The organism is Paenibacillus dauci (assembly GCF_000971985.1).
GTDB lineage: Bacteria > Bacillota > Bacilli > Paenibacillales > Paenibacillaceae > Saccharibacillus > Saccharibacillus dauci.
Genome location: NZ_KQ040798.1, coordinates 325,594 through 343,262, shown reverse-complemented (window position 1 = coordinate 343,262; position 17,669 = coordinate 325,594). Strand labels below are relative to the sequence as shown.

Sequence of the window (17,669 nt, the reverse complement as noted above, 5' to 3'; positions counted from 1 at the left end):
GGTATTCATTTGTAAAATAAAGAATCCTACCTGTCATGAGGCAGCAGGAATATGGGAAAGCCACATCGAATTACAGTCGATGTGGCTTTTTTGTTCATACACCTCTAGAATATACACAGGAGCATTTTGCAAATGGATAGATACTGCTTGTACTCATGCGGCTGCAAAGCTAAAATGGATGTGCGCAGTAATCTGGTCTGCCGCATCATTCACGGCAGGAAGACGCACGCTGAGTATACGGCTGCAAAATGTTGACGAGAATGCTCCAGCATCGTCAACCTTTTTGTGTTTAGACAAAATATCCTTATCCACTTATTCAATATCTTTTGATGATACAATTAACGCAAATACGTTAAAATAAATGATGAATGCAATGGACGATAATGGTCCGGCAAGCAAAGGAGGGCACAACTGTGACAACAAACGATCGAATCCGAGTCACCGTCAACATCTACGGGACTTCATATAAATTAGTTGGCAGCAGTGCCGACTACATGAAAAGTGTGGCTCAGTATGTGGATGAGCATATGCACAGTATATCGCAGGCCCATAGTCATCTGGATACGACCAAGCTGGCGATTCTGTCCGCTGTACATATGGCTGAGGAAGCGATTCAATCCAGCACCGAACGCGGGGAACTGGATACGGCAATCGCAGAGCAGCAGCGTCTGACCGATGAGTTGGAGCGCCTGCAGGCTGTTCAGCAACAGCAGCAGGAAATGATCCAGAAGCTGCAGGCAGAAGCCGGCGAGCAGCAGAACCAGAAGCAGCAGCTAACTGCCCGTCTGACTACTGCCGAGAAGGAAGTATCACAAACTCGTGAACAACTGACCCAGGTGCAAAAGCAAAATCAGCAGCTGGGCGAACAGAACAAGCAGTATCAGCAATCGGCCCAGGAACTGCGTCAGCAGCTGGATAGTGTGCAGACGACCGCTGCAGCAGCGCAAGAGCAGTATCGCAGTCTGGAGCAAAGTACCAAAGAAAAGCTGGAACAACAGCAGCTGGATATCATGCAGTCCGCCGAGAACGAAGAGCAGCTGCGGCTGCGCAGCGGAGAACTGGAAGAGCAGTTATTTACCCTGCAGCAGGAGCATGATCAAGCACAACAGCGCAAAATGGAACTGGAGGAAGATAACGACTTTTTGCACGCCCAGCTGGAAGAAGTACGTTCCAAACACGGACAGCTTGAAAAAGGGATGGCTGAAGTTCGCGAAGAATCCGAAACCTGGCGAGAGCTATCCCAGCAGCAGGAAAATGAGCTCAATCGTGTTCAAAGCGAATATACAGATCTACAGCAGCAGCAGGAACAGACTGCTCATCAGCTGACCGAATTGACAGGACAGCTGGATACCGAACAGGAAGAGAAAGAACGCCTGAAGTTGGAAATAGAATCCGTACAGCAGCGCTATCAGGAACTGGAGCAGCGTGCAGAGCAGCTGCGTACCGAATTGTCCGGTCAATACGAAGATCAGCTAAGCGAACTTCGACTGCAGCTGACCGAAGCAGAGCAGCGCCGTCAGGAATTGGAAGATCAACTGGGAGCCTATATGCAGCAGCTGGAAGAAACCCGTACCCAGCTAACCAATACGCAAGAGGAAGCCGTTACCTGGGAACAGCTATCCAGCCAGCATGAACAGGACATGCAGCAATTGCAACAGGAGCTCTCTTCGATTCGTCAGCAGTATGCAGAGCTTCAAGATCAATTGAATGCCCGTGAGCAGCAGTTGGAGCAGCTAAATACAACAACAACCGAAGTCCGGGAAGAGGCTGCAGTATGGCAACGTCTGTCCGAACAGCATGAAGATCAGCTGACCCAGCTGAAGCTGGAACTGGAATTGTCGCAACAGCAGAGGGATGAAGAGATTGGTCAGTTGGAAGATCAATTGTCCAAGCTAACCCTGCAGCGTGATGACCTTGCCGGTCAGATTGAACTTTTGGAGCTGCAGGTAGAGGAACTGACGACGTCTGCCACACAGTCGCGCGAAGAAGCCGATACTTGGCAGCAGAGTTCAGTAGATCTGGAAGTGGAAGTTGACCGGCTGAACTCGCAGCGAGATGTTCTTGCCGGACAAATTGAGCTTCTGAAGCAGCAGGTAGAGGAGTTGACGACGTCTGCTACCCAATCCCGTGAAGAAGCCGATACTTGGCAGCAGAGTTCAGTAGAGCTAGAAGTGGAAGTTAACCGCCTGAACTTGCAGCGAGATGATCTAGCCGGACAGATTGAGGTTCTAAAGCAGCAGGTAGAGGAATTGACGACGTCTGCTGCGCAGTCGCGTGAAGAAGCCGATACTTGGCAGCAAAGTTCAGTAGATCTGGAAGTGGAAGTTAACCGTCTGAACTCGCAGCGAGATGATCTTGCTGGACAGAATGAGCTTCTGAAGCAGCGGGTAGAGGAATTGACGATGTCTGCTGCGCAGTCGCGCGAAGAAGCCGATACTTGGCAGCAGAGTTCAGTAGATCTGGAAGTGGAAGTTAACCGTCTGAACTCGCAGCGAGATGATCTTGCTGGACAGATTGAGCTTCTGAAGCAGCAGGTAGAGGAATTGACGACGTCTGCTACCCAATCCCGTGAAGAAGCAGATACCTGGCAGCAGAACTCGGCCGAGCTGGAAAAAGAAATACAACGTCTGAACGAACTGGAACAACAGCTGCAGCAGCAGTTTGCAGCGGCCGGGGAGCAGGTTCGCCTACTGGAAAATCAATTATCCGGATTACAGTCCGAGTCTGCCGTTTATCAGGAAGAAATGAATACATGGCGCGAGCTATCCACCCAGCAGGAGGAGGAAGTCCGCCATTATCAGCGTGAATTGTCCATGCAGCAGCAGCGGCATACGACGCTGTCCGGTCAATTGGCCGAACAGGAGAGTCAATTGCAGCAAGCACGTCAGGAGGCAGCAGATCAACTGAACGTTGCCCGTCAAGAAGCTGCCGATCAGTTGGCAGCTGTCCGGGAAGAGAGTGAGCAGTATAAGCAGGAAGTGGATACCTGGCGTGAGCTGTCCAGACAGCAGGAACAGGAGACGCTCGAAATGCAGTCCCAGCTGGAGCAGCATCACCGGGAGTCGGAACAACGCATTGCTGCGTTGAACGGACAAATAGCTGAACTTCAGCAGCAGCAGAGTCAGCAGGCCGTGTTGCTGGATGAGACGCTTCAGGATGTGGACAGCTGGAACCAGCGTTACGTTCGTCTGGAGGAAGATTACCGGGCAGCGGTATTGAACGAACAAGGCTATATGGAAGAGATTGGACGTCTGGAGCAGCAGAGTCAGCAGCTGCGGACTGAACTGCAGGACTGGCAGTCCCGTATGGAACAGATCCTGGAGCAGCAGCGTCAGCAGGAACAACAGCTGCAAGAGCTGGCTAGCAGTGAGCAGAGATGGCGTACAGAGTATGAACAGCTGCAGAATTCCCGGGAAGAGAAGAGTCAGGAGACCCAGGAAATAATGGATCAGTACGAAATGATGAGCCATCAGCTGCGTCTGATTCATGTGGAACGTGATGCACAGTTCGAAGAGAAAGAGCGTATTCAGCGCGAGCTGGATGCTCTGCGTGAGCAACATTTGCAGCTGCAGGTAGAGCATAATGAATGGCTGGAACTGATCGAGCAGGATCAGAACTAGAACCGTAACGAAGATCATCCTAAGCATAATAAAACCCCTTGCCTGATTACCGAGCACAATGATTATTGTGCCGGATCAGACAAGGGGTTTTGGCATGACTACAGGGTTAGGATACCGACGTGATGGCTGCGGGTCAGCAAACCTCTGCCTTTTATCAGGCTTCGTCGACGATCAGCTTGGCGACCATGGTGCTATGGCCGGAACCACACATGATCGAGCAGGCCATATCGAATGTGCCGGCTTCCTGTGGTGTTACTGTAATAGAGGAATCACGTGCATTCAGATTCACATTCAGTGCAGGAATCATCAGGCCATGGTTGCCTTGTACATTATCGAATACGATAGTAACAGGTTTTCCTTTTTTGACGTGATATTCCGGTTGATCAAATTGATAGTTGGTTGCTTTGACAACAAGCTGTTCTCCACCCTTGGCAGCGCCGGATGTCTGATCGGATGAAGCTACTCCTGTATCGGTAACACTGCTTTGCTGGTGATTCGCATGTTCGGATGTCTCGCTTTGACCGCCGCAGGCGGATGTTAGCAGCATCATGGCAATGGTCATACTGGCAACGATGTATTTTTTCATAAAATAATCCCTCCTCATCCTTTCTATCATACTGTATTCTTCCATGATTTGTCATGCGATGATTTTGTGAAAATTACGTCACAGTGTATAATAGAATGGAAGCGAATTTTTCGGCAGTTTCTTGTAGAAAAGCGCTTTAATGGAGCTGCCTGCGTCTGCGGCCGCGAGGCAGTCTGGGACGCTAATGTCCCATCCCTGCGAGGAAAGTAATATCCTTCTCTGCGGTACCCGAGAGAGAAGATGGACTTACCGATTATGTTTGTTATAGAGGAGTGTCACCACGTTGAATAATAAAATATTCCATACCATGCAGTATGGTCAAATTTTAGATATGCTGGCCGGTTATGCGGCTACATCGATCGGTAAGCAGACGGCATTGTCGCTACAGCCGGATACCGATCTGGAATACGTCAAAAAACTGCTTCAAGCTACAGATGAAGCGGCTACTGTTGACCGTTTAAAAGGAACACCGCCTTTTGGTGGAATCGTGGATATCCGTCCGGCAGTCAGCCGTGCCCGGATCGCTGGAACATTGAATCCCTCCGAGCTGCTGGGCATCGCGAATACGATTATGGGCGGACGTCGTGCCGCACGTCATGTAGAAATGGTGCATGAAGAGAATCCGGTGCCATGGCTGGCGGATCTGATCGAGCTGTTATCCGATCAGCGTCCACTGGAAAAGGCTATTCGTGCCTGTATCGATGATTCGGCTCATGTCATGGATTCGGCGAGCAGCGAGTTGGCAGCGGTACGTCGTGAACTGCGTACCGGTGAAGTACGTATCCGCGAGAAGCTTGACGGTATGATCCGTTCCCAGACAGTAGCCAAGATGCTGCAGGATCAGCTGGTTACGATCCGCGGTGATCGCTTCGTGATTCCGGTAAAAGCAGAATACCGCTCTTACTTTGGCGGTATTGTGCATGATCAATCTGGTTCCGGTGCGACTCTGTTTATTGAACCGGAGGCAATCGTAGCCATGAACAACAAGCTGCGTGAAGCCCGTTTGCGCGAAGAACGCGAGATTGAAGTTATCTTGCAGAAGCTCACTGCGCAGGTAGCTGATCAGGCTGAACTGCTGGGCTATGATGTAGAGACGCTGGCTCAGCTGGATTTTGTATTTGCCAAAGCAAGACTGGCTCATGCGATGAAGTCCAGTCGTCCGATCATGAATGATCGCGGCTTCCTCAAGCTCAAAAAAGCCCGTCATCCGCTGATCCCGCTCGACTATGTAGTACCGACTGATCTGGAACTGGGCAATACGTATTCCAGCATCATTGTTACCGGTCCGAATACGGGTGGTAAAACCGTTACACTTAAAACGGTTGGACTGCTGAGCCTGATGGCGATGTCCGGATTGTTTATCCCTGCCGATGAAGGCAGCCAGCTCTGCGTCTTTGATGCGATCTATGCGGATATTGGAGATGAACAGAGTATTGAGCAGAACCTCAGTACATTCTCCAGCCATATGACCAATATTATCTCCATTTTGAAGCAGATGACGCCGAAGAGTCTGGTCCTGTTCGATGAGCTGGGTGCAGGTACCGACCCGGCAGAAGGATCGGCGCTTGCGATAGCTATTCTGGAGCATATTCATGCCCAGGGCTGCCGTATGATTGCAACTACCCACTATAGCGAGCTCAAGGCGTATGCTTATGATCGCAAAGGGGTAATTAATGCGAGCATGGAGTTTGATGTGAATACACTGAGTCCTACTTACCGCCTACTGATAGGCGTACCGGGACGCAGTAATGCATTTGCGATTGCCGAGCGTCTTGGATTGCCGGGAGTGATCCTGGAGCGTGCGCGCGGCGAAGTCGGAGAAGAAGATCAACGCGTCGAGCAGATGATTGCTTCACTTGAGACAAATCGTCTCAGTGCCGAGGCTGATCGCAACGAAGCCGCCAAACTGCGTCAGCAGATGGAAGAGTTACGTACTCGTTATGAACGCGATCTTGCCCGTCTGGAAGAGCAGCGTGACAAGCGCCTCGACAAGGCTGAGGAAGAAGCACGCGAGATTCTGGCCAAAGCACGTGCCGAAGCGGACCAGGTAATCAGTTCTCTGCGCAAAATGGCACAGGAAGAAGGCGCTTCGGTCAAGGAGCACCGTTTGATCGCCGCCCGCAGACAGCTTGATGAAGCAGCACCGGCACAGCGGATCAAGAAAAAAGCTGCAGCCAAGCCGGATAAAAAGAACAAGCCGATTGGTCCTGGTGACGAAGTAATGGTACACAGCTTCAATCAGCGTGGACATGTTGTGGAATTATCCGGTTCCAAGGAAGCAACAGTACAGATGGGGATTATGAAAATGAAGGTAGCACTCAGCGACCTGGAATTGATCGAATCTGCCAAGCCTGCTGCGCCGCAGCGCAAACAGGTAACGACCGTTCAGCGTTCCCGGGATGACAATACCCATTCCGAGCTGGATCTGCGAGGTGCCAATGTAGAAGAAGCACTGATCGATGTGGATCGTTTCCTCGATGAAGCGTTCCTTGCCAATCTAGGTCAGGTCTATATTATTCACGGAAAAGGAACAGGGGTACTGCGTACGGGGATCCAGGATTTTCTGCGTCGTCACAAGCATGTCAAAAGCTTCCGCACCGGTAACTATGGCGAAGGTGGCACAGGTGTCACGGTAGCCGAATTGAAATGATCCCGTATGAAACCATTCTGCAGGATATACGTATTGACTACGATGATCTGTGGATGATTTCATAACCGGAAGGAGTTACGAAGTGACGTGAAGGATTATATTGATCCCCTGCTGGCGCATCCGGTCGGAATGATGATAGGTTATTTTTCTGTTGCCGTGCTTCAGCTAATCGTATTTTTATGGTGCTTTGAATTAGTGACCCGATATAGATGCTGGGATGAAATCAAGCGCGGCAATATGTCCGTGGCGATGGCGACCGGCGGCAAGATATTCGGGATTTGCAATATTATGCGATTCTCTATTGAAGCGCACAGTTCGGTATACGGAAGCCTGGGATGGTCACTGATCGGCTTTATGCTGCTGCTGGCCGCGTACTTTTTATTCGAATTCCTGACACCGGTATTTAATATCGACCGGGAGATTGCCTCCGATAACCGGGCCATCGGATTTATTTCCATGGTTATATCGATTTCATTATCGTATGTGATCGGAGCGGCTATTTTGTAGAAGATACGGAAATGAATACAAGGAAAATTGCAGCATTTTTCCTGGAGAATGACTAATTGGATAAACGAAAGGAATAATACAATGGATACAACAGTATGCCCATGGTGTCACAGTGAGATCGTATGGGACCCGGAATTTGGACCGGAAGAGCATTGTCCCCATTGCGGTAATGAATTGAACGGATACCGCACGCTTAATATTGATCTGAATGAGGAAGAAGAAGAGCAGTACGAAGCAGAGACTCGCTCACCGGAAACGGCACATACTTCCGAAAATAAAAACAACTCAATCGCTTCACGGGCAACAACTCTGCTCGACGAAGCAGAACTGTTCCATCAGCCGAATCTATCTTCCCTGAAAACAATCGAGAAGTATGGTGACGAGAATTTCAAGATGGTCGATTATGAGGAGAATGTAGAGCAGCTGCTAGATACGCAGGAAGAAATTCCGCAGTGTCCGCATTGTCAGGAATACATGCTGCTGGCGGGTACCCAGGAACATGGAGCAATCGGCTTCGTACCCAATCAGTCTGCTGGTAAAGAACTGGCTTTCCTGAAAGCTCCATTCAAGGTGAATGTCTATGTATGCCCAAGCTGCTTCCATGTACACCAGAGTCTGGGCGAAGAAGAGCGTCTGCGTATGATAGATCATCTGACCCGCCATCAGGATAATAAGTAATGCAAGGATTCGAGTAAGTACTGAAATATGAACAAGATATACAACAAGACGCACACAGCGACCGATCACTTTTGATCATCTGCTGTGTGCGTCTTGTTGTTTGTATTCTTGTATTTATACCAATATATCGGGTGATACAGATGGTGAAGGTTTGGAGGTGCGAGTCAGGCTGAACAATTCCAGCTCCGGACGGTGAATACCGACAAGTTCGTCTGCGAGCAGCATGGCTGCAATCGTACTATAAACTGTGCCGTTGCCCCCATAACCCTCCACAAAGTAACAATTCGGGTACTCCGGATGAGGTCCCATATAAGGCAGTCCATCACGACTGGAGCCAAAAGAAGCCGCCCATGCTGAATCAATAGATAATGGTCCCATATTCGGAAAGAGCTCACGTACTGATTCCAGCAGTTGATTGGCCTGATGTACAAGCCGTGTATCCCGGTCTTCGACTGTAGTGACCGGTTCATCCAGACCCCCTACAATAATCCGGTTATCCACAGTAGTACGCATATATAGATAAGGACGTGCCGTTTCCCACAGCATGCTCTTCTCGTGCCAGCCTGTCAGATTCTGAACAGGTGTAGTAGCAATAGCATACGTATTCATCAGGAAAGCACCGCGCTCTTTTTTCTCCTCCTGTGTCTCATATCCGGTAGAGAAGACGACGCGGCGAGCACGGATCGACAAATCACCGGCATGGCAGATCACACCATCTTCAGTGAATTCCTGATTGGTAATAGTCGTTTGTTCAAAGATGTGTGCACCGTGATTGACAGCATCCATCATCAGCGCATGCACTAATCGATAAGGATTCACTTCTGCATCTCCATGTGTATATAGACCAGCAGGTTTGCGGAAAGAGAAATGCTCTGCAATCCGGTCTTCCACCCAGTATTCGGCATCAAACCCGTGCCGTTTCAAATTGTGATACTCTTCACGCAGCCCTTCTACATCCTGCTCACTGCTGGCAAAATAAAGACTGCTGCGTGGAATCAGCTGGGCATCCATCGGAAGTGTAGGCGCCGTATGCAGCAAGTACTCCATCGCCTGCCGGCAAAGATCGTAGAACAGTACGCCATTTTTTTCACCAAACGTATGAATGCAAGCCGTTAAAGTCTTGTCGTTGGTATATTGCAGCAAACCGGTGTTGGCTATAGAGCTGCCCTGACCAATGTATCGTTTGTCTACAACGACTGTTTTCAGTCCACGGCGGGCAAATTCGCGTGCACATAGAGCTCCGCCCATGCCGCCTCCAATGACGAGTACGTCACATTCCAGATTTTCCTGCAGTTGCTCATAGCGTGGCGGATTGGTGAGGGTATGACCCCACATGGTATTACCGGTGTGTAAATCCATTGTATTCGCTCCTTGGATAGTTAAAATAAATTGCAAACCGCCTGTTCTGTAACATCTGCACCATGTTCCTAAATGGAATAAACAGCTAGTTACTACAATTAAGTAACCGGATTATCACAATAATGAAGCAGCTGTATTTCTTTTTACAACGAATAGAGGCTTATATATGAGGCTGGCAGCAGGTCCGGGGTTGCACAAGTATACGTTTCGTGTAATATTTAATATTAATCTTTAGCACTTGGAGGCTATACATTTATGAAGGAACTGAGCGAGCTTAAGCTGCAGGTACTTGATCTGTTAAAAGAAGATGCACGGCGTACGCCACAGCTGATTTCCACGTTGCTGGGTGTAGAGGAAGCCGAGATTAAACAAGCGATTCAGGAACTCGAAGATGATCATGTGATCGTCAAGTATGCTACTGTCGTGAACTGGAGCAAGGTGGATGAAGAGACGGTTACTGCCCTGATCGAAGTACAGATTACTCCTGAACGCGGACGTGGATTTGAAGGGATTGCAGAACGCATTTATCTGTATCCACAGGTGAAATCCGTCTATCTGATGTCCGGCGCCTACGATCTGTTGGTCGAAGTGGAAGGCCATAATCTCAAAGAGGTAGCCAGCTTCGTATCCGAACGTCTGTCTCCTATTGAATCCGTATTATCAACAAAAACCCATTTCATTCTCAAAAAATACAAACAGGATGGTATTATTTTCGAAGAACACGAAGATGACCAGCGCCTGATTATTTCCCCGTAAAGGAAGAGGCCTACTATGATTGTCAACCGAGAACAGCCAGCCGGAGAGCCGAAGTCGATGGATTCGTATCTGTCGCCGCTTGTACGCGGAATACAGCCTTCCGGCATCCGCAAGTTTTTTGATCTGGTGAGTGCCAGCAAGGATATTATTACACTTGGTGTCGGAGAGCCGGATTTTACGACGCCATGGCATGTACGTGAAGCATGCGTTTATTCCCTGGAGCGAGGATATACCCGTTATACTTCCAATGCGGGTATGCCTGAACTGCGCGAAGCCATTGCAGGTTATCTGGAAAATGAATTCAAAACTTCTTACGATCCCAAGGACGAGATTCTGGTCACTGTTGGAGGGAGCGAAGCGATCGATCTGGCGCTGCGTGCACTGATTGCGCCGGGAGACGAGATTTTGATTCCCGAACCGTGTTACATCTCCTATTCACCGATTACAGCTATTGGTGGTGGTGTGCCAGTCGGTATCGAGACATTTGCCAGTGATAACTTCAAACTGACTGCCGAAGCGCTGGAGAAAAGTATCACACCGCGTTCCAAAATTCTGATTCTCTGCTATCCAAGTAATCCGACCGGCGCCATTATGACCTATGAGGATTGGCTACCTATTGCCAAAGTAGTAGAAAAGCATGATCTGATCGTTATTTCCGATGAAATCTATGCGGAATTGACGTATGGAACCAAGCATGTGAGCTTTGCCTCTATACCTGGGATGAAAGACCGTACGATTCTGGTGAGTGGATTCTCCAAAGCATTTGCGATGACAGGCTGGCGTATGGGTTATGCCTGTGGGCATCCGGATCTGATCTCGGCGATGCTCAAGATTCACCAGTATACCGTGATGTGCGCACCAGTCATGGGACAGGTAGCTGCACTGGAAGCCCTGACTAATGGTCTTGGTGAAAAGGACAAAATGGTCGAATCCTATAACCGTCGCAGACGTCTGATCGTCGAAGGATTCCGTCAGATCGGGCTGGATTGTCATGAACCCCAGGGAGCATTTTATGCTTTCCCGAGTATTCAATCTACCGGCCTTAGCTCTGAGGAATTTGCCCAGCAGCTGTTGGTTGAAGGGCGGGTAGCGGCTGTACCGGGTACTGTGTTTGGGCTGGGCGGAGAAGGATTTATTCGCTGTTCCTATGCTACCTCGGTCGCGCAACTTAGCGAAGCGCTGGAGCGGATTGGTTCGTTCGTTGCCAAGATTAAATAATTTCCATTAATGTAAATTGTCACAAAAAAATCTTATTATCTCCTGTAAACCAAATTTCTGCTTCCATTTCAGATAACCTATGCTATAATAGGTCTTCGGAAGCAGGAATTTTATTTCGAAGGAGGTAATTATTTGTATTGTACGGAATATCCGGGTCCAATTTACCGCGGGCTGATGCTCTCGGAAAATCAGGCAACCTGGCCACAGCAGCCGGAGTCAATCAGATCCAGACAATTACTTTCCCTGGAAAATGAGATTCGTGTGCTCCGCAGCCAGATGGAACAGTTATTTATGGAACAACAATCTTTTATCGCTGATGATGTACTGGAAGTCAGCATGATGCTGGATCTCAAAATCAACGAATATATGCGACTTACCAATAAGAAACCACCACTATAGAATCATGTAGAAAGCATAGAAACTGTATATACCTAATCATTGCTTATACATACGCAGTCATATTCGACTATATGCCGAAGATCCTGATTCAGGGTCTTCTTTTTTTACGCCGGAAAGCTATGGTATGATGAATTGTAGCTAAGTTGAAGGGGGAACACCCGTGAAGGTATGGACAAAAGGAATAGTACTGATCATCAGTCTCCTCATGGTCGGTCTGCTGGCTGGATGCGGCGGACAACCATCCAAAGATCCAAATCAGGTAAAAGTGTTCATTATGGGTAGTGAAGGGTTTCCGCAGGAAATGGCGGATCAGATTCAACAGAAACTGCAGCAGAAGCTGGGCAGCAGCCTGACCGTAACCGTCAGCACAACTCCGGTCTATTCACCGGAAAAGATGGTGCTGGAATACGTCGACCGCATGGACGATATTATTATTCTGCCGGAAAATGATATGAAGTCCTATGCGACCAGCGGGGGGCATCTGGTATTGGACCAGGATTTTGATGCCAAAACCTATACCAAGGGAGTTACCAAAGGCGCTGCGAATGAAGAAGACACCGATCCTGCCAAGCAGAAAGAACATTTATTTGCCATCCCTGTAAATCAGATGGCAGTGTTCAAGGAGATCGGTTATACCAAAGGAGATCTGTATGCGACCGTACCGATTTTTGCCAATCATGATAAGGCAGTTCAGGTACTCAAAGCGATGATTGAATAAAGTAACAGGAGGGAACTCTTTGGGCATTTATACACGAACAGGTGATGAAGGACAGACCTCGGTAATTGGCGGCAGAGTGAGCAAGGACGATATTCGTGTCGAAGCTTATGGTACGATCGACGAGCTGAACAGCTTTGTCGGACAGGCAGCCGCATTGGCAGAAGGAGAGACTTTCGAAGATCTGCGCGAAGATCTGCTGCTGATTCAGCAGGAGCTGTTCGATTGCGGTTCAGATCTGGCCTTCGTCAAACTAAGCGAAAGCAAATATAAGGTTCAGGAAGAAATGGCTGTGCGCCTGGAAGAATGGATCGACCGGTATGAAGTGGAGAATCCGCAGCTGGAACGCTTTATTTTGCCGGGAGGGCATGCACTGGCTGCTGCGCTACATGTATGCCGTACTGTCTGTCGCCGGGCTGAACGACGTACGGTTACTCTGGGTGCAGCGGAAGAAATCAATCCGTCTGTACGCAAGTATTTGAACCGGTTATCCGATTATTTCTTTGTCGTGGCCCGTACTGCCAATGTGCGTAATGGTGTCGCCGATATTGAATATGTACGCAGCCAAAAAGTATTTCGCCGCAGCTGAGAGGAATGTGTCACAGGAATGAAGAGTGAAGAGGAAGTACAGAAAATGTATTATGAGCCGATCGTCTATCGGATCGAGTCTCAGGATGAGGGAATGCTGCTAAAGACGATTCTGAATCGGCGTATGGGCATCTCCCGCAAATTAACGTCCCGGATCAAATTGACAGAGCATGGGGTTAAGCTAAATGGTGAGCGGGTCTATGTAGATTACAAGGTTAGGGCAGGCGATATTGTGGAAGTGCGTATGGAGCGGGAATCCTCGGATGATATTCTGCCACAGCCGCTGGATTTTGACATTATTTATGAGGATGAGCATCTGCTGATTATTAATAAAAAAGCAGGTATTATCGTACATCCAACCCATGGTCATTATACGGATACACTTGCTAATGGAGTTGTCTATTATTGGCAGCAAAAGGGAGAGCAGTTCCGCTTCCGTCCGGTGCATCGTCTGGATCAGGACACATCCGGTGTACTCGCTGTTGCTAAAAATCCGTATGTGCATCAGCATATCTCCGAGCAGATGATTCAGGATCAGGTGTTCAAATCGTACCTGGCATATGTGCATCATCTGCCGCAGCCTGCATCCGGGCGAATTGAAGGAGCGATTGACCGTGATCCCGATCAACCGCATCTGCGGATTGTGACGCCGAATGGCTATTATGCGGCTACCCGCTACAAGGTAGTAGAAGAATTCACCGGTCAGGATGCAGCACTGGTATCCCTACAGCTGGAGACAGGACGTACTCACCAGATCCGTGTGCATATGAAGCATATTGGTTGTCCGCTGATCGGCGACAAGATGTATGGATATGCAGATCCAGTATCGGCTTCATTATCTGAATTCGAAGAGGTAGCTGAGTTCAAATCCGGAGATACAGCTGATCAAAAGACGCATCATTTGCCTGTAACTGGAGTACTACGGTCTGATCAAATATCGCAAATAAAGGAGCCCGATGCACCATCCGAGGCTATTCACAGACTGGACGAGCTTGCAGGTCGACAGGCGCTACATGCCTACGAGCTTGGCTTTGTTCATCCGGCTACCGGAGAGTATATGACATTCCAGGCTCCACTGCCGGAAGATCTGGCTCTGCTGGACGCTTCTCTGCGCGGCGATCAGCAATAACCTATGTACATGAAGCGTCCAAGCCGATTGGAATATTCATGTTACGATCAAAGGAGAATCAACAAATATGAGTAAATTAACGGTTTATCAATATCCGCAGTGCAGTACCTGCCGTAATGCGATCAAATGGCTGCGTGAACAGGGGCATGAACTGCATCTGGTGCATATCGTGGAATCGCCACCGAGCGCCGAGCATCTGCGTGAACTGGTCGAGCACAGTGAGCTGGAATTGAAGAAATTTTTTAATACAAGTGGTGAAGTGTACAAATCCATGAATCTAAAAGAAAAATTGCCTTCCATGAGTCCGGAAGAACAGCTGCAGCTGCTGTCCGAAAATGGAAAGCTGATCAAACGACCGATCGTCACCGATGGTGACCGAGTTACAGTTGGATTCAAAGCCGATATGTATGAATCTGCCTGGAAAGCCTGATTGCTCATAAATCGATTAGTGATCTCATGCCAATATCCGTCTAAACGGTACGGCATGAGATTTTTCATTTACAGATATTCCCTTCTGACCGATAAATAAAGTAACTGAATAATACCTGTTTATGGTTATAGTGCTTCATTTATATAAATCATCGGTTTGTTCAGTGAAATTATCATTTGGAGGCGGAATCATGAACACGATATGGACGAAAGCATCGGCCATCGTACTACTGACCACATCATTGGTATTGGGTGGTACATATGTGCCGGCACAGGCAGCTTCATCAAGTTGTACGGTTACACTGACTAATGTAAAGATGATATCCAATGAGCATGTTGGCAATGAATGGTATACCGAAGCCAAAGCAGGCGGCAAACATTTGAGCGAAGGACAGAGCGTGACTGTACAGACTGGTTCCAATGGCAAAGTCTCATTGTATGCTTATGTAGAAGAACAAGACAAAATTCCGGATCAGGGCAGTGCCACCAAATCGGTAAAAGTATCTTCGATTTCTACTCGGGGAACTTCTGTCACGATGCAGGTGACGGTAACAGAGAATCGTGGACGTTATTCAGGTAACGAGGCAGTCTGGGAATTTACGTACAAGCTCAAAAAGTAAAAGCATAATATAAAATGGAATAAACCAAGTGCATACAGAAGCTCCCTTTCTATCTATACAAAGGGAGCTTCTGGCGTATAAAGCCATACGGACCGTCCGTTATCAGACATATGAGCATAAATTGCAGCATCAGGATGCCGACGGGTATGAGAATGTAGAGATGGCATGGGTAAATTGGTTGCTGTGAACAGTTGTACAGTCAGCTGCATATTCGGTATGATATAGTCAAACTGGTTTCATATGTATAGGAGAGAAGACACAATTGACAGAACTTAATGAACGTAAAATGATGTTAGTCGACGGAATGGCTCTGCTGTTCCGTGCGTATTATGCCACTGCCCAGACTGGCTATATTCGCCGCACCAAGTCTGGTATTCCAACCAATGCCGTATATGGATTTGTACGTTATCTATGGGATGCGGTACGTCTGTACGAACCGACTCATATTGCCTGCTGCTGGGATCTGGGTACCCAAACTTTCCGCCGCGAGGAATTTGCTGCCTACAAAGGCAACCGAACCGCTGCACCGGATGATCTGATCCCGCAATTTGACCTGATTCTGGAAGTGACCGAGAGTATGGGCATTCCGAATCTGAGTGCGCCGGGATATGAGGCGGATGACTGTATTGGTACTATTTCCCGTGAACTAGAGCAGAACATGGAAGTGCTCATCCTGACGGGTGATCATGATATGCTGCAGCTGGTCGATCATCGCACCAGTGTGATTATTATGAAAAAAGGCTATGGCAATTACAGAGTCTATACGCCGGAGTCCCTGCTGGAAGAAAAAGAGCTTACTCCCGAACAGATCATCGATATGAAAGCACTGATGGGGGACGCCAGCGATAACTATCCGGGTGTAAAGGGAATCGGAGAAAAGACTGCTACAAAACTCGTCAAAGAGTACGGCTCGGTCGAAGGGATTCTGGAGAATCTGGAGCACTTGACTCCATCGGTTCGCAAAAAAATTGAAGCAGATCTCGATATGCTGCATTTGTCACGTCGATTGGCAACGATTCATCGCCATGTGCCTGTCGTCTGCACCTTGGATGAATGTCTGCTGCTGCTCAATGATGAGGCGATAACGAGCAAATTTGAAGAGCTGGAGATCAAGAGTCTCTGTTCGATGCTGGGAGTGGGCGTGTTTTAAATGAAAAAGAATATCCTTCTCCTCGGTTCTGTACGCAATACAGCGCTGTTGCTCTGTATAATGCTTCTAATCTCTATTTGGCCTGCATTTTCTTCCCAAGCGATTGCAGCAGGTTCATCAACATTCAAGGTCTCCACGCAAAAAGTAAATGCAGCAGGTCGTACATTTAACGGACAGACGGTACGTATCCCCAAAGGTACGGCTACTGCTGTCGGACTCGCAGACCGTCAGGTAGGGCATACCGCTTCTCTTGCTGCCATAGCCCGTTCGTATGGAGCAGGTGCAGCAATCAATGGTGCTTTTTTTGAAGCTTATGGCGGCCCACCTGATCCGTACGGAACCCTGATCTCTGGAGGGCGTCTGCAGCATTTGGGCCGTTATGGTACGACGATTGGATTCACCAAGGATGGCACTGCCAAAATGGACAGTCTGCGTATCTCGGTTACCGGTACGGTTACTCCTGCAAAAGGTCGGGGATCAAGCTGGTATGCAACCTGGTTTAACCGTACACCAGGAACAGCTGCTGGTACGTCGATCGTCTACACGCCGGATCGTGGAGCATCTACCGGATTCAGCGGAGGAATAGCTGTAACAGTTGTGCAGGGAAAAGTTATCCGCAAAGCGAATAATAAAAATACATCAATTCCTAAAAATGGATATGTAATTGTGTATACCGGCAGTGAAAAGTCGACAGCAGACCGTTTCGAACCGGGAGCACAGGTCAAGATGAATATCGACTACCAGGATATGCATGGCAAGGATATTGCATGGCAGGATGTGGTGACTGCTGTTGGGGCAGGTCCGCGGCTGGTAGATCATGGACAAGTGGCACTGGATGCCGCAACCGAAGGGTTTCAGGACCCCAAAATACTGAATGCTTCGGGCGCACGCAGCGGAATTGCCATTATGCCAGATGGTTCGGTCCTGATCGCTACCGTGTCTGGAGCGACGATGAAGCAGTGGGCTGCCATCATGCAGAAACTCGGTGCCCGGGATGCGATGAATCTGGATGGCGGAGCCTCTTCGGGTATGTATGCGAATGGCAAAATGATTACATCTGCTGGCCGTCCGCTCAGTAATACGCTTGTATTTGGAGGCAATCGTTCTTAAGCGATATAGCGGTGCAGATGGATACGAAGAGATCTATCGCTGCATCAATGCATAATCATCAGGCATTGTTCTGCATATCATACAGTAGTGATGTCTGTCATTTGGCAAAGTTCCGTATCCCATTACAATGATAAATCGGATATACGAACAGGATC

Annotated in this window: 16 protein-coding genes; 14 read left to right on the top strand and 2 right to left on the bottom strand. The window is 48.5% G+C overall.

Annotated elements, in window-relative coordinates:
• Positions 1-413: 413 nt before the first annotated feature.
• A complete protein-coding gene (gene zapA / locus WH46_RS01475) occupies positions 414-3,620 on the top strand; it encodes a cell division protein ZapA (protein WP_046225451.1) in 3,207 nt (1,068 codons plus the stop codon).
• A gap of 154 nt (positions 3,621-3,774) precedes the next feature.
• Here the strand turns inward: zapA and WH46_RS01470 are convergent, their stop codons facing one another.
• Positions 3,775-4,206, bottom strand: coding sequence for a cupredoxin domain-containing protein (locus WH46_RS01470; protein ID WP_046225450.1), 432 nt, complete (start codon positions 4,204-4,206; stop codon positions 3,775-3,777).
• Between the two features lie 283 nt (positions 4,207-4,489).
• Between WH46_RS01470 and WH46_RS01465 the strand changes: the two genes are divergently transcribed.
• The 3 genes from WH46_RS01465 (at position 4,490) to WH46_RS01455 (ending at position 8,041) form a co-directional block, all read left to right on the top strand.
• The gene (locus WH46_RS01465) at positions 4,490-6,856 is read left to right on the top strand and encodes an endonuclease MutS2 (RefSeq protein ID WP_046225449.1); all 2,367 of its coding nucleotides are present in this window, start codon (positions 4,490-4,492) and stop codon (positions 6,854-6,856) included.
• Positions 6,857-6,943: 87 nt separating this feature from the next.
• Positions 6,944-7,363: a DUF350 domain-containing protein gene (locus WH46_RS01460; RefSeq protein WP_046225448.1), complete on the top strand. Its 420-nt coding sequence runs from the start codon at positions 6,944-6,946 to the stop codon at positions 7,361-7,363.
• Positions 7,364-7,444: 81 nt separating this feature from the next.
• The gene (locus WH46_RS01455; RefSeq protein ID WP_046225447.1) at positions 7,445-8,041 is read left to right on the top strand and encodes a hypothetical protein; all 597 of its coding nucleotides are present in this window, start codon (positions 7,445-7,447) and stop codon (positions 8,039-8,041) included.
• A 114-nt stretch (positions 8,042-8,155) separates the two neighbouring features.
• Here WH46_RS01455 and WH46_RS01450 read toward each other — a convergent pair whose 3' ends face one another.
• Positions 8,156-9,400, bottom strand: coding sequence for an NAD(P)/FAD-dependent oxidoreductase (locus WH46_RS01450; protein ID WP_046225446.1), 1,245 nt, complete (start codon positions 9,398-9,400; stop codon positions 8,156-8,158).
• A gap of 255 nt (positions 9,401-9,655) precedes the next feature.
• On the opposite strand from WH46_RS01450, the gene WH46_RS01445 reads away from it, so the two are divergent.
• The 10 genes from WH46_RS01445 (at position 9,656) to WH46_RS01400 (ending at position 17,514) form a co-directional block, all read left to right on the top strand.
• Positions 9,656-10,156: an Lrp/AsnC family transcriptional regulator gene (locus tag WH46_RS01445; protein WP_017811353.1), complete on the top strand. Its 501-nt coding sequence runs from the start codon at positions 9,656-9,658 to the stop codon at positions 10,154-10,156.
• Positions 10,157-10,171: 15 nt separating this feature from the next.
• Positions 10,172-11,374, top strand: coding sequence for an aminotransferase class I/II-fold pyridoxal phosphate-dependent enzyme (locus tag WH46_RS01440; protein ID WP_017811352.1), 1,203 nt, complete (start codon positions 10,172-10,174; stop codon positions 11,372-11,374).
• Positions 11,375-11,506: 132 nt separating this feature from the next.
• Positions 11,507-11,773 (top strand): aspartyl-phosphate phosphatase Spo0E family protein, encoded by a 267-nt coding sequence (locus WH46_RS01435; protein ID WP_017811351.1) that lies wholly within the window; start codon positions 11,507-11,509, stop codon positions 11,771-11,773.
• Positions 11,774-11,933: 160 nt separating this feature from the next.
• A complete protein-coding gene (locus WH46_RS01430; RefSeq protein WP_052714073.1) occupies positions 11,934-12,491 on the top strand; it encodes a hypothetical protein in 558 nt (185 codons plus the stop codon).
• Between the two features lie 19 nt (positions 12,492-12,510).
• The gene (locus WH46_RS01425) at positions 12,511-13,077 is read left to right on the top strand and encodes a cob(I)yrinic acid a,c-diamide adenosyltransferase (protein ID WP_017811349.1); all 567 of its coding nucleotides are present in this window, start codon (positions 12,511-12,513) and stop codon (positions 13,075-13,077) included.
• Between the two features lie 18 nt (positions 13,078-13,095).
• Positions 13,096-14,205, top strand: coding sequence for an RluA family pseudouridine synthase (locus WH46_RS01420; RefSeq protein ID WP_046225445.1), 1,110 nt, complete (start codon positions 13,096-13,098; stop codon positions 14,203-14,205).
• Between the two features lie 67 nt (positions 14,206-14,272).
• Positions 14,273-14,635 carry an arsenate reductase family protein gene (locus tag WH46_RS01415; protein ID WP_017811347.1) on the top strand — a complete coding sequence of 121 codons (363 nt, stop codon included), beginning with the start codon at positions 14,273-14,275 and terminating at the stop codon, positions 14,633-14,635.
• A 190-nt stretch (positions 14,636-14,825) separates the two neighbouring features.
• Entirely contained in the window at positions 14,826-15,254 is a 429-nt protein-coding gene (locus tag WH46_RS01410; RefSeq protein ID WP_017811346.1) for a hypothetical protein, read from the top strand.
• A gap of 262 nt (positions 15,255-15,516) precedes the next feature.
• Complete coding sequence (locus WH46_RS01405) at positions 15,517-16,404, top strand: 5'-3' exonuclease (RefSeq protein ID WP_017811344.1); 888 nt, start codon at positions 15,517-15,519, stop codon at positions 16,402-16,404.
• The gene (locus tag WH46_RS01400) at positions 16,405-17,514 is read left to right on the top strand and encodes a phosphodiester glycosidase family protein (protein WP_046225444.1); all 1,110 of its coding nucleotides are present in this window, start codon (positions 16,405-16,407) and stop codon (positions 17,512-17,514) included.
• The last annotated feature ends 155 nt before the right edge of the window (positions 17,515-17,669 follow it).